The following is a 13,357-nucleotide window of genomic DNA, read 5'->3' as shown; positions in this document are numbered from 1 at the left end:
GCTATTCCTGCTCCATCGCAGCCAATAAGCGTTGAGCTACAGCTAAACCTGTGCCAGCTAGATTTTTAACGGTCACCGTTTCGCTAAAGGATTGCTGCTGACTCTTATCGCCTAAAAAGCCGGAAAAACGATAGCCCGCTACTGTTTTCGTAGCATAGGCACCAATAGGAATATCACAATTGCCATTCAAAACTGCAAGAAATGCACGTTCCTCTAATACCAGTTCTCTTGTTTCAGCATGATCAATGGTTTGCAGAAACCTCATCATTTCAAGATCATCACTGCGACATTCCACCGCTAATGCCCCTTGTCCTACCGCCGGAATACACTGCTCACTCGTTAAAATCAAATACGGATAAGTAGGCTCTTCAAACCAGTTGAGACGCTTCAAGCCGGCCACCGCCAAAACAATCCCATCCAGCCCATTTTCCTCCATACGCTGCAAACGTGTACCCACATTGCCGCGAATCGATTCTACCTGTAAATCATGGCGCAATTTTTTCATTTGAAACTCACGGCGCAGGCTACTTGTACCAATTCTGGCATTTTGCGGCAATTCCTCCAACGCAGTCGCTTCTCTAAAAATCAAGCAATCAGCCGGATCGCTCCGTTCAGGAATCGCAGCTAAAGCTAAGCCCGTTGCTATCTGCGCCGGCATATCTTTCAAGCTATGAACCGCAAAATCAATTTTCCCCTGTAATAAGGCTTGTTCCACTTCGTTGATAAACAAGCCTTTACCGCCAATTTTCGATAAACTAACCGAAAGTAATTGATCTCCTTTCGTCGTCATCGGGACAATTTCAACAGGAAAATCCCCATGAATCTTTTTGAGCAGATCCAATACGATTTGCGTTTGTTTCATAGCTAACGGACTATTTCTGGTACCGACACGAACGGTTTTCATTAAACTAACTTCCTTTGTGTTTTCTTATCTTCAATTGTACTAGTTTTTATTTTTTTGACAACTGCCCTGTACCAACCTTGTAAGCTAAAAAGTACAGTCCGGCAACGAAAAAGCCGCCGCCAATAATATTCCCTAAATAGACGCTCAACATGTTTTGCCAAAAGGCAGCCCAGGTATTTCCTCCTAGAAAAATTCCCATCGGAATCAAAAACATATTCGCTACCACGTGCTGAAAGCCGCAAATCACAAAGCCCATAATCGGCAAAAAGATCCCGACGATTTTCCCGATAAAATCCTTCGCCGCAAAGCTTAAATAAACGGCCGTACTCACTAAAAAGTTACAGGCAATTCCTGAAAGAAAGCCTTGCAAAAACGTATCCTTCGTTCGCCCCAAAGAAACCTGAATCGCCCGCTCAGCAAAATCTCCCTGCAGCGCGCCGCTTAAATAACCGAAAAAATAAGCAACAAATAATGACCCTAATAAATTAAAAATAGTCACAATAACAATATTTCGCAGCCATTCTTTTCCATTAATTTTCTTCGCAAACAGTGCCATGGAAACGACCATCATATTTCCTGTAACTAATTCTCCGCCAGCCAACAGCAGACAAATTAGCCCAAATGGAAACACCGCTGCGCCGATCACATTTACCAGCGTGCCCCATTCTTTCGGCATCGTTCCCATGGCTCGAATCATCGCAATTCCGGCAATCGCAATAAAAACACCCGCCAAAAAGCCCAACACTGCTAATGTCAATATACTAGCCCGCGCTTTTTGAATCCCTTTTTCAATCGTAACATCAACAATTTCCGGTGGCTGTAAAGACCCCATAAACAAACATCTCCTTTTAATAAAAGCGGAACAAATCGCTTAATCCTGTAGAAAATTAGGAAATTGACATTGAGACGCTTCTTGTCTCACTGGCAATTTATCTATTTTCCTAAGGATTGATTTGTGCAGCTGGATAATAATAATGATCAACACTTTCTACGAAAGTCTTGTACTGTTCATCATCAACTCACTTCTTTCGTTGTGATTCTCAGCAAGTCTTCTACCGTTTATCACCAACTCATTTCTTCCACTATGATTCTCAGCAAAAACTTGTCCTATCCAACATAGTGAAAATAATCACTAATTTCTATAAAATACTACCTTATGAATTCTTTCTTTAATATAGCCCATTGTTTTTCATGTATCGTTGTTAATTCTTGATCCAAATAGATAATTTCATCAAAAGAATGATCGGCTAAATAGTGCTGATGTACTTCGTCGTATCTGCGGTCACGGTCTGCGCCTACTTGGATGGCATATGTGTCTGCACCTTGCTGGGTATAGGAAAGAATGGTTTCGAACTCAATTTTTTTCGTATCAATCAAAAGAATTTTATGCCCAAACAAAGGTAACTCTTCAAACCAGTCCGGACCTTTACGGCTGGCGATCACTTCGCCCAGAATAATCAGCGATGGATTTTGTACCTGATTTTGATCAATTGTTTTTATTAGCTCCTGCAGAGTTGTCGTCAATGTTCGTTGACGTCCTAAGCTGCCCCACTCCACGATAGCTGCCGGCAATTGCGGCGGAACGCCCTGCTCCAGAAGCTTTTGGCGGGTACTGTCAGCTTTTTCAACCCCCATATATAAACACATAGTGCCATTATCAGTTAAGCCTTTAAAATCAAGCACTTCACCGGCCTGGCGATGTGCAGTTGCCAACGTTACTTTGCTACTATGCTCGCGGTGTGTTAATGGAATTCCACTATAGCTACTGGCAGCTGAAGCCGCCGTAACCCCCGGTACAATTTCATACTTGATTTCAGCAGCTCGAAGTGCAGCAATTTCTTCACCGACACGACCGAAAATCCCCGGATCGCCGCCCTTTAACCGAACCACGATTTGCGCTTGACGACCTTCTTCCAGTAAGAGCTGATTAATGTTCTTTTGCTTTACGACATGGTTTTTAGGATATTTCCCACTGTAGATAAAACGTGCAGTTTCTTTAGCCAAATATAATAAGACCGGCTGAACCAGCCGATCATAAATAATGACGTCAGCTGATTCCAGCACTCTTTTTCCCTTCAAGGTTAACAGCTCTGGATCACCAGAACCAGCGCCTACAAAATAGACCTTTCCCATAATTACACCATGACATAAACAGCATCAACTTCAACAACCGTTTCATAGGCCCGGACACAGCCTTCGTCTGGCTCCTGCACTTGACCGTCATTCAAGCTGATTTTATAATCGTGCAACGGACAAAAAACATACTCGCCGGACACCGTTCCTTCCGCTAAAGGCCCCTGCTTATGGGGACAAACATTCTCAATTGCTTTGACACGGTCATCATTTAAACGAAAGAGGGCAATTTTTTGTTCGCCAACAATCACTTCTTTTCCAATTCTAGGCGCTAATTCTCCTAAACGAGCTACAAAAATCTTTTCCATGCTAGACTCTCCCTACTGTATATAGTTCTTGACGTGCTTGGTCGTCTTCGATTACTTCATTCCACGGATTGCCGCGACGATCTCGGACTGCTTCATCCAGTGCAGCAAGCAACTCTTGACGTTTTGCCGGATCCAACAGAATTTCTTTAACGGCATCAAAGCCCATTCGTTCAAGCCATGGCGCTGTCCGTTCTGCATAAATTCCTGTTTCACGATAATATTGCAGCATTGCACCACAAATATCAATGACTTCCTGTTCCGTTTCCGCAGTCGTCAATAGTTGTGCTTCTTTAACCTCTGTTCCGCCATTACCGCCAATATAAATCTGGAAGCCATTTTCAACGCCGATCACGCCAAAATCTTTAACACCACTTTCGACACAGCTTCTTGGACAGGCAGAAACGCCCATTTTAAATTTATGTGGTGTATCAATAAATTCATAGCGCTGCTCTAGCTTGATACCCAAGCCCATTGAATCTTGCGTACCAAAACGACAGAAGTTCGCACCCACGCAGGTTTTCACAGATCGCACAGCCTTAGCATAAGCGCCTGCTGATTTCATATCCAGTTCTTCCCAAATCTTCGGCAAGTCTTCTTTTTTCACTCCATATAAGCCGATCCGCTGACTACCGGTGACCTTAACCATTGGTACATCGTACTTTTCAGCTACCTTCGCAATTAATAATAACTGCTGCGGATTGGTTTTCCCGCCGCGCATTCTTGGAATCACTGAAAACGTACCATCATTTTGAATGTTGGCATATAAACGTTCATTCACAAAACGAGATTCCTTTTCATCCGCATGCTCTTTTGGCCAGGCAACGTTTAGATAAAAATTAATGGCAGGGCGACATTTCGGACAGCCCTCCGGATTAGTGAAATTCAATTCACGATAGACCTCTTCCGAGGAAGTAAGCTTTTTCGCATAAATTTGGGTAACAATTTGATCTCTGGTTAAATCGGTACAGCCGCAAATACCTGTCGGTCCGGCAACTACTTCGCCGCCTAAAGCATACGCCAGCACATCGCCAATGACTGATTTACATTTTCCACAGGAGCCACCAGCTTTAGTATGCTTCGTCACCTCAGCTACAGAGGTCAACTCTTTTTCCTTAATCGCCGTCATAATAGTGCCTTTATCAATGCCATTACAGCCACAAATCACTTCGTCGTCCGGCCATTCACTAACATCTGCGCTGGCTTCTTCACCAACCATATGTAAAAGCGAAACCGGTGTATAGTCTTCAATGCTTTCATTTTTCTTCAAAATATTATAATAGCGATTGCCTTCACTTGTATCACCGTAAAGCACAACGCCAACGACCTGATTGTCTTTAACAAAAATTTTCTTGTACGTATAATTTACGCCATCAAAGGCTTCGATACTATTGACGCCTTCTGTTTCACGAATATTTCCAGCTGAATATAAATCACAGCCTGATACCTTCAATGAGGTAAAGGTTGTACTTCCCTGATAGGCTTTTGCTTCTTTGTCTGTTAGGACATCCGCTAACACCTTTCCTTGTTCAAATAAGGGCGCCACCAAACCATAAACATTGCCATTATGCTCCGCACATTCGCCAACTGCGTAAACATCTTCAACACTAGTTCTCATAAAATCATCTACTACAATCCCACGATTCACTCGAATATCCGTTGAACGAGCCAGTGTGGTTTCCGAACGAATCCCAATGGACATAACGACGATATCCGTTTCAATCGAGGTGCCATCGCTAAAAGCTAAGCCTGTCACACGATCTTCCCCAAGAATCTTTTGCGTCATTTTTTCCATTAAGAATTTTAACCCTTGCTTTTCTAAATCAGCCTGCAGCATTTTGCCGGCTTTTTCGTCCAGCTGCGTTTCCATCAGCCATTTTTCCAAATGGACCACCGTCACATCCATGCCTTGATCCAATAGTCCCTTCGCCGCTTCCAAGCCAAGCAACCCGCCGCCAATCACCACTGCTTTCTGGTATTTTTGAGCAGCCGCCAGCATTTTTTCCGTATCGTCAATTGTTCTAAACCCAACGACCCCCGGAAGCTCGGCACCTGCCACCGGTAAAATAAAGGCTCTGGAACCTGTAGCTAAAATGCACTTATCATAAGAAACCTCTTTCCCTGATTGAGTAATAATTGTTTTAGCTACTGTATCCATTTTTACAGCTGGATCATGGTTAATCAGCTCGATCTGATTTTCTGTATACCATTCCAGTGGATTTGTAATGATTTCAGAAACCGTCATTTTCTTTTGCAAAACGTTTGAAAGCATAATGCGATTATAGTTTGGATAATTTTCTTCTCCAATAATGGTGATTTGGTAGCGCTCGGCATCGCGATCCAAAATTTCTTCAATCGTGCGGACACCGGCCATACCATTTCCGATTAGAACAAGTTTCTCTTTCATTTTAGCTATTGTCTCCTTTTGTGATATTTTGAGCAATCTTTTCGATAACTAGCTGTTTTTAGAATAGCAATAATAATTGCGGCTGACTATTAGGGAATTACCTAATAACCTGTTCCTTTTACTTTTTGTACATTAATGCACAGTTGTTGATCATTGGGTTATTGACTTTTTCAGTCTTTCCCATAAAAAAAACAGAAGCCTTGACGACTTCTGCGAACGAATTACTATTCAATTCATTTAGCGCTTGAAGCTTTTAACAGCTCGTTTAGCTTTGTTTTTAGTGCTTTGGCAGCTGTCGGATTTTTGCCGTAGGTGGAAATGGCGATCAAGTAATCCTGAGCAGTGATTGTCGCCATGTTGTAAAAATCACTATGCTCTTTTTCACTACAATCATTTACCCATTGATCTGCTTTTGCGTCTTTGACGATTTGTCGGTTAATCGCCGGATGATCGGTGCAGGCAAAAATCAGTTGGGCATCCACCAGCTGTTCTGATGCGTAATTTGCTTCGATTAACGTCACGCTAGACAGCTGTTTAAACTCTGACAAAAAAACGGGCGCAATTACGGTCACCTGCCCTTGCGCTTTGACCAGCTCTACCGTTTTTCGCAAAGCAATTTTACCACCGCCGATCACCACTATTTTCTTTCCTGTCAGCTGTAGCATTATTGGGTACATACAAGCGCCTCATCAATCAATTCTGCCAGATCGGCTAAAATCCGCGAGTCAAATTCTAATGTTTTAGTAAACACGTAGTCATGATTCGGTAAAAGCTCGGCAAGCTGCTGCTGCATCAGTGTAATTAAATGCCCTTCGAATAAGAAAAACGGAACGACAATTCCCGTTCCTGCCAACGGCTGCTGTTTTAGGCTTGCAATGTAATTAACGTCTCCTTTTAAGCTTAAGGCACGAATAGGAAAGCCTACATTTTCGGCAATCTCCGCCGCTATTTCTTCTAGCTCACGCTGCGGTTCAAGTGAACGTTTAGTGCCATGTGCTATTAAAATCCCTTCGATTTCTTTTTGTGGAAGTTTTTGTGCAGCTGTCTGGAAACGTTCTTGTAAAATCTCTCGACAGCCTTTCATTGCACCAAAGGTTTTAGTTTGTACCACGCTGATCTCAGGATTAGCTTTTTGAACGTTATTTAAGGCTTCTGGAATGTCCGTTAGCGCATGACGACCGGCAAACAATAAAACCGGCACCACAATTAGTTTGTTGCTTCCTGCATCAATCAAATCCTGCGCCATTTTTTCGATGGTCGCCGGATGTTTTTCTAAAAAAGCGACTCTGCTGTCAGCTTTAGCGGCTAACTGCTTCTGCAACTGCTTAACGAAAGACAGCGCTGCGGTATTTTTTTCTTGCTTTTGGCTGCCATGAAAAACAAATAAAATTCCTGTCATCTTTCTCACCTCATAAGTCGATTAATTGATGTTTCATACTGTATTGTAAAAGCTCGCTAAAAGAATCAAAGGTCATTTTTTTCATAATATGTGATTTGTGAACTTCAACCGTTTTCACTGAAATGAATAGTCGTTCCGCAATTTCTTTATTACTGTAGCCTAAAGCAACCAACGGCAGAACTTCTCGCTCACGTTTTGAAAGACGCTCGTACTTTTCATCCTTTTCTAGCGGTTCGCCTGATTTGCTCCAATAGCTTTGATCGTAATCACCGAACAAAGGATCAATCACAAGCTCGCCATCCATCACTTTATGAATGGCTTCCAATAGAACAATATCCTGTGAGCTTTTTAGAATATAGCCGCGCGCGCCATACTCCAGCGCTGTCCGTACATACTCTTCTTCTTCGTGCATACTTAAAATAATCGTTTTTACCTCTGGAAAATGTTCACTTATGCGGCGGGTTGTCTGCAGTCCATTTTCCCCCGGCGGCATCCGCATATCCATCAATACAACATCAACCGGAAATTTTTCAAGGAGCAAAAAAGCCTCCGTTCCATCAGCAGCATCACCCACCACCGTCAAATCCGCCTGACCTTCCAAAAGTAACCGCAACCCGCTTCTGACAACCGCATGATCGTCAGCAATAATTAGATTCATGCTTTCCCCTCCAATTGAACCGGCAAGTGCAGTGAAATCTTCGTGCCTTCCAACGGTTTTGATTGAATGTCCAAATGTCCGCCAACAGATTCCGCTCGCTCCTGCATATGCAGTAAGCCCAGACCGCGACTGTTTTGATCAAGCATTTTCACGTCAAAGCCTTTGCCATGATCTCTGACATTCAGTACAAGATGCCCCCGTTGCTCACTTAATGTGACCCAGAGCTCATCAACTCCGGCATACTTCACACTATTCATCATACTTTCCTGCACCACACGATAGGTCACCGTTTCAATGCTTTCTGAAAAACGTTTTGTCTTAAGCATGGGAATAAAATGGATATCGATACCGGTCGTTTCCGTTAAGCGATGAATGAGCGCTTCAATCGCTGGTATCAAACCTAAGTCGTCTAACGCAGCCGGTCGTAAATCTACCGCTAATTGCTTGACCTCACTTAACAAGGCAACGAAATCTTCATCAATTTTTGCCAGTTTACTGGTTAATTCTGGTGATTGTCCAACCCCTTTCAACTGTCTGGTTTCCAGCATCAAGCTATAGATACTCTGGGCCAGACCATCATGCAGCTCTTGTGATAGTGCCCGTCGTTCGTTTTCATGCGCCTGATTAACATATTCAATCAAGCGTTTATTTTGAATTACCTGCTGTAGCCGATCCTGCTCTGCTACACAACGAATACTCAATAAAGCTGTTTGTTGTCCCAGCTCTGTATAGCTACCATAAAAATGCTCAAAACTCTCTGACTTCGTTTCCAAAACAAGGGGAAACGAGGCTTGATCCCAATGAGTTTTCACCTCGCAATCCTGACACTCGTCTTTGGTCGGGTGCAGTACACAGCCTTTGCCTTTAGCAACTTCAAGCACTTTTGTTAATGAAAAATGTGTGCGCTCCCGCAGCCGTTCAGCTGCGCTGTTTTGTTGAATACATTGGCCTGCCTCAATCAAAAACAAGGCATCCTTTGTTTCTTTAAAAAGATTTTCCCATAGATTTTTCTTCATTTTTTTCACCTATAAATATTCTGCCAATTCCTCAGCTTTTTCCTTTGCCGCTGTTAAAAAAGATTCCGGCACTTCTGTGATGCTACGATAGCCTAATAGCAAAACACCCTTAACCTCTTCTGCTTGCCAAACAGGATAAGCAATCACCGTTTCCAGCTTTTCCATTCGCGTGATCGGCAGCTCAACGAGCTTTTCCGGCTGCTTTTGCAAATTTGTCGCTTGATAGCCGCGACCGGTTCGCCAAACGATCCCGCCAATGCCTTTACCGACCTGTAGTCGAATCCGAGTATAATGCTGATTCGTATTGCCGGCAACATATTGCCAGCGAATGTCCCGTACATGAGTTGTCGGGTTTATTTCTGAAAGAGCCAGTGCGGTAAAATCGACCTCCAGCTCTTTTTTTATCTGATTGATTTTTTGTTGGATCTTGGTCATTGGACTACTCCTATTCCCTACTTTTTCATAAAAAGCTTGTTTTCTGCAGCAGCTTCTCTTATCCTTAACCCAACAACTATTATTACAGAAGGATTTATAATGGAAACTACTACTTTTAATTCTAAACGATTAATTATTATTATTACAATGACTGTTTTCTCTTTTTCGAGTATGACAACTGCTTTTTTTCTGATGGGGATTAAAGCTTTTCCTTATTTTATCGGAGCGGCGCTATTTTATTTTGTCCCTTACGCCATTATTATATCAGAATTTACTGGTGTATATAAAAATCATATTGGCGGCCTGTATCAATGGCTGGCCGGGCATCTTTCTGAAAAGGTCGCTTTTATTGCTGCTTTTTTATGGTATTGCAGTTATTTTATTTGGATGATCAGCTTATTCATGAAGCTTTGGATTCCTTTTTCCGTTTTATTATTTGGGGAAGACTTAACGAAAAAGAGCAGTCCGATTCCACATATATCAACTTCTTTGCTCATCGGACTTTTATCAATTGCTGCAGTAGGGCTTACTCTTTATTTTGTCAGCAAAGGCTTTAAAGGGATTGCTTCAGTGTTATATTTAAGTGGAATTACCATGACCTTGCTGATCCTTGTTAGTCTGGGTGGAAATTTGTGGCTTTGGCTAAAAAATCAAAGCGAGATTTTACCTAATTTGCTGATTAGTATGAGCGGGGGGCAATCAGCAGCCGACGATCAGCAGGGGCTTTTGAGCCAATTGTCCTTTTTGATTTTCGCCATTACTGCTTTTGGCGGCTTGGATACGATTGCCAGTCTTGTGGACAAAACCGGCAAACAGAAGAAAAAATTTCCTAAATTATTGATTATCAGCAGTATTCTAGTTGTCGGCTGTTATTTTTTAGGGATTCTTCTGTGGAGCGGCGGAATGAATTTGGCTCATATTAAGGCAAACAGCAGCATTCATCTAGGAAATTTAATGTATGATTTAATGGAAAATCTAGGCTATGAAATAGGTCATTCGTTGGCTTTATCTGAAACAAATAGTCTGTTGATCGCACAGCTGTTCACGCGTTTAACAGCGTTAACCTTGGCGTTATCTTATATCAGCTTGTTATCAACGATTTTTTATTTGCCTTTGCGCACCTTAGTTGAAGGAACACCTAAGCATTATTGGCATCCGCTTATGCGTAAAAAGAATGGTCACGACATGCCGATTTATGCGCTGCTTTTTCAAGGTGGCTTAATCAGCCTGTTTATTATCGGCATCAGCGGCGGCAGTCAATATGTTGTCTTTTTGTATAATCAGCTGACATTGATGACGAATGTTTCCCGCGCGATTCCTTATTTACTGGTTGCCTTAGCTTATCCAGCCTTTAAAAAGCAGCAGCTTGCAGCGAATCCAGCGGCAGCACTCATTCATTCCAGAATTAGCAGTACTTTCATCAGCCGCAGCGTGGTCTTAAGTATCGCTTTGGCCATTGGCTTTCAGGTATATCAGCCTTTAACGCAGGGTGATATTTTACAAAGTCTCACGCTGTTAAGCGGACCGCTCTTATTCACGCTGATTGCACTGCTGCTTTACCAAAATTTTTACAAAAGAGCCAAGCAGTCACAATAACAAGCGGAATTAATAAGTAAAAAGAAGGCGAAATCGGCTCTCTTCATGTAGAATAGAAATAAGGAATTTTCTGTTTGAAAAGGAGGGAGCTTTTTTGTTTGATTCAAAGAAGGTTCAATCATTAAATGAGCTGGAAATGATTGTTTACCATTATATTTTGGAGCATTTAGCCAGCGTACCGGGACTGACCATTCGGCAATTATCAGCCGATTGTCATGTTTCAACGTCAACGATTTTACGCTTTTGTTCTAAGCTGGGCTTCGATGGTTTTTCGGAATTAAAGTACGCAGTAAAAAAGGAATTAACGCAAAAACAGCCTTCTTTTGAGCAATATTATGATGCAGCGGTGCATGTTGATTCTTTTTTAAAGCGGATTAATCAGGAAACGTATCATGAAACACTGGAGCCGGCGATCGAAATGATCATTGCCGCTCATCATGTGGTATTTTCCGGCATTGGCACCAGCGGGATTTTAGGGAGCTACGGCAGCCGTTATTTTGCTAATATGGGCATTAATGCTTATAGTATCGGCGATCCCTTCACTCCGATTCCTCAAAGAGGGTTTGAAAATACGTTAGCTATTATTCTTTCTGTCTCAGGTGAAACAGCTGAAATGATCAAACAAGCGACAGATTTTAAGCGCTCCGGTGCAAAAATTTTGAGTATTACGAATAATGAGCATTCGACCATTGCACGTTTGGCCGATTATAATATCTCTTATTACATGCCTCATGAACAGTCCATATACGGAGATCCTTATATTAATACAACCACCCAAGTGCCGATTATTGCACTCATTGAATTGTTAGCTCATCAAGCAAATAAACGTATGAACCACAGCTCTATCGATTAATTAAATTAAGGTTGCTGCCGCTCTTTACAGATTGGCGGCCTTTTTTTGTATCCTTTGTTTTTTTCTGTGGTACATGTTTTTTCACATAGCTTATCTATTTTAATTTTATACTAATTCTATTATAGTAAAAATGTAAACGTATTCAAAAAAATATTTAACGGCCGTTTTTGACTACGATTATATGCACTTATTTCGTTTACTATAATGACAAAGGAGAGAGTTAGCATGAATGAATGGATCAATGAGAAAGTTCTGCCGCCCGTACTAAAATTTGTCAATACCAAAGCAATTACCGCGTTAAGAAATGGGATGCTTTATACCATGCCCTTTACAATTGTTGGTTCGATTTTCTTATTACTGGCAAATTTACCGATTGAATCTGTAGCCAATTGGATCACAGAGAGCGGTTTGGTTGTTTATTTTAATCAGGCTTATGGTGCTTCTTTTGCCATTATGTCTATTTTCGCTGTAATCGGCATCGCTTATTCTTATGTAAAATCAGAGGGCTTTGAGGGATTGCCTGCCGGAATGATTTCATTAGTTGTCTTTATTTTATTTATGGCTGCTGAAATTACAGACACAGAAAGCGGCGTAACGATCGGTAATATCATTAATAAAGACTGGACTGCCGGTAAAGGCATGATCACCGCAATTATCGTTGGTTTAATCGTTGGCTGGGTGTACAGCTGGTTCCTACGTCACGATATTCGCATTAAATTGCCGGAAGCTGTACCGGAAAATGTGGCAAACTCATTTACTGCATTAATTCCCGCTGGGGCTTTAATTACTGGTGCTATGCTTGTTTATATTTTCTTTGACAAAGTCTTTAAAACGACGTTCTTTGACTTCATTTATGATGTGCTGCAGTCACCGCTTCAAGGCGTGACCGATTCACTGGGTGGCGCGCTGGTATTAGGTTTCTTAGTACCACTCTTCTGGTTTTTCGGTGTTCATGGTTCAACCATTGTCGGCGGTATCATGGGGCCGATTTTACAGGCAAATTCGTTGGAAAACACAGAGATTTTAAATTCCGGCAAAGCGTTAACTGTTGCTAACGGCGGCCATATCGTTACGCAACAATTCTTGGATCAATTCTTGACCGTAACTGGGGCTGGAATGACGATCGGGTTAGTTGTTTACATGGTTTTCTTTGCCCGTTCTGCTCAATTCAAACAATTAGGTCGTCTGTCAATCGGACCTGCAGTTTTTAATATTAACGAACCGATTACCTTTGCCACACCAATCGTGATGAATCCAATTATGGCACTTCCATTTATTTTAACACCGGTAATCTCTTCTGTTATTACCTATTTTGCGCTATATACTGGCTTAGTTCCATTATTTACGGCAGTACAAGTACCTTGGACAACACCGCCAATTATTTCCGGCTTATTAGTCGGCGGCTGGCAGGCAGCATTACTGCAGCTCGTTGTATTAACCGTTGGCTTCTTTGTTTACTTACCATTTGCTAGAAAAATGGATGCAATCAATTACGCTCAAGAAACGAATCAACCAATTACTGAAGAAACACTTGAAGAAATCGAGGTTCAAGCATAACGTTTCAACCAAGCAACAATGTTTTTGCCCAGCAGTCAAATTAGCTGAAACGACTAGCTGGGCACTTCTTTTCTAAAAAAGCGAATACTGCAAG

General features: G+C 42.0%; 13 protein-coding genes. 3 read left to right on the top strand and 10 right to left on the bottom strand.

Translation table 11 applies throughout. The features are described from left to right. Window position 1: 1 nt before the first annotated feature. From hemC to ABH902_RS13885, 10 genes are all read right to left on the bottom strand, one after another. On the bottom strand, window positions 2–904 hold the full coding sequence (gene hemC, locus ABH902_RS13930) for a hydroxymethylbilane synthase (RefSeq protein ID WP_404591703.1): 903 nt from the start codon (window positions 902–904) through the stop codon (window positions 2–4). A 46-nt stretch (window positions 905–950) separates the two neighbouring features. Then, complete coding sequence (locus ABH902_RS13925; protein ID WP_404591701.1) at window positions 951–1,736, bottom strand: formate/nitrite transporter family protein; 786 nt, start codon at window positions 1,734–1,736, stop codon at window positions 951–953. Between the two features lie 317 nt (window positions 1,737–2,053). Continuing rightward, window positions 2,054–3,037: a uroporphyrinogen-III C-methyltransferase gene (cobA, locus tag ABH902_RS13920; RefSeq protein ID WP_404591699.1), complete on the bottom strand. Its 984-nt coding sequence runs from the start codon at window positions 3,035–3,037 to the stop codon at window positions 2,054–2,056. A gap of 2 nt (window positions 3,038–3,039) precedes the next feature. Then, complete coding sequence (nirD, locus tag ABH902_RS13915) at window positions 3,040–3,345, bottom strand: nitrite reductase small subunit NirD (RefSeq protein WP_404591697.1); 306 nt, start codon at window positions 3,343–3,345, stop codon at window positions 3,040–3,042. Window position 3,346: 1 nt separating this feature from the next. Continuing rightward, on the bottom strand, window positions 3,347–5,749 hold the full coding sequence (gene nirB, locus ABH902_RS13910) for a nitrite reductase large subunit NirB (protein WP_404591695.1): 2,403 nt from the start codon (window positions 5,747–5,749) through the stop codon (window positions 3,347–3,349). A gap of 233 nt (window positions 5,750–5,982) precedes the next feature. Continuing rightward, a complete protein-coding gene (locus ABH902_RS13905; protein WP_404591693.1) occupies window positions 5,983–6,426 on the bottom strand; it encodes a bifunctional precorrin-2 dehydrogenase/sirohydrochlorin ferrochelatase in 444 nt (147 codons plus the stop codon). Beyond that, complete coding sequence (locus ABH902_RS13900; RefSeq protein WP_404591691.1) at window positions 6,414–7,148, bottom strand: sirohydrochlorin chelatase; 735 nt, start codon at window positions 7,146–7,148, stop codon at window positions 6,414–6,416. Before ABH902_RS13900 ends, ABH902_RS13905 begins: the two co-directional genes overlap by 13 nt. Before the next feature lie 10 nt (window positions 7,149–7,158). Next, window positions 7,159–7,806, bottom strand: a complete 648-nt coding sequence (locus tag ABH902_RS13895; protein WP_404591689.1) for a response regulator — start codon at window positions 7,804–7,806, stop codon at window positions 7,159–7,161. After that, complete coding sequence (locus tag ABH902_RS13890; protein ID WP_404591687.1) at window positions 7,803–8,822, bottom strand: sensor histidine kinase; 1,020 nt, start codon at window positions 8,820–8,822, stop codon at window positions 7,803–7,805. Before ABH902_RS13890 ends, ABH902_RS13895 begins: the two co-directional genes overlap by 4 nt. 9 nt (window positions 8,823–8,831) lie before the next feature. After that, window positions 8,832–9,257: a GAF domain-containing protein gene (locus ABH902_RS13885; protein WP_404591685.1), complete on the bottom strand. Its 426-nt coding sequence runs from the start codon at window positions 9,255–9,257 to the stop codon at window positions 8,832–8,834. A gap of 99 nt (window positions 9,258–9,356) precedes the next feature. Here ABH902_RS13885 and ABH902_RS13880 point away from each other — a divergent pair, with 99 nt between their 5' ends. The 3 genes from ABH902_RS13880 (at window position 9,357) to ABH902_RS13870 (ending at window position 13,263) form a co-directional block, all read left to right on the top strand. Continuing rightward, window positions 9,357–10,853 (top strand): amino acid permease, encoded by a 1,497-nt coding sequence (locus tag ABH902_RS13880; protein ID WP_404591683.1) that lies wholly within the window; start codon window positions 9,357–9,359, stop codon window positions 10,851–10,853. A 94-nt stretch (window positions 10,854–10,947) separates the two neighbouring features. Continuing rightward, the gene (locus ABH902_RS13875) at window positions 10,948–11,706 is read left to right on the top strand and encodes a MurR/RpiR family transcriptional regulator (RefSeq protein WP_404591680.1); all 759 of its coding nucleotides are present in this window, start codon (window positions 10,948–10,950) and stop codon (window positions 11,704–11,706) included. A 225-nt stretch (window positions 11,707–11,931) separates the two neighbouring features. Next, a complete protein-coding gene (locus ABH902_RS13870; RefSeq protein ID WP_404591678.1) occupies window positions 11,932–13,263 on the top strand; it encodes a PTS sugar transporter subunit IIC in 1,332 nt (443 codons plus the stop codon). Window positions 13,264–13,357 lie beyond the last annotated feature (94 nt).

This window comes from Enterococcus sp. UD-01 (assembly GCF_044909655.1).
Lineage (GTDB): Bacteria > Bacillota > Bacilli > Lactobacillales > Enterococcaceae > Enterococcus_L.
The sequence above is the reverse complement of the archived record's forward strand: the minus strand, read 5'-3'. Positions and strand labels throughout refer to the sequence as shown.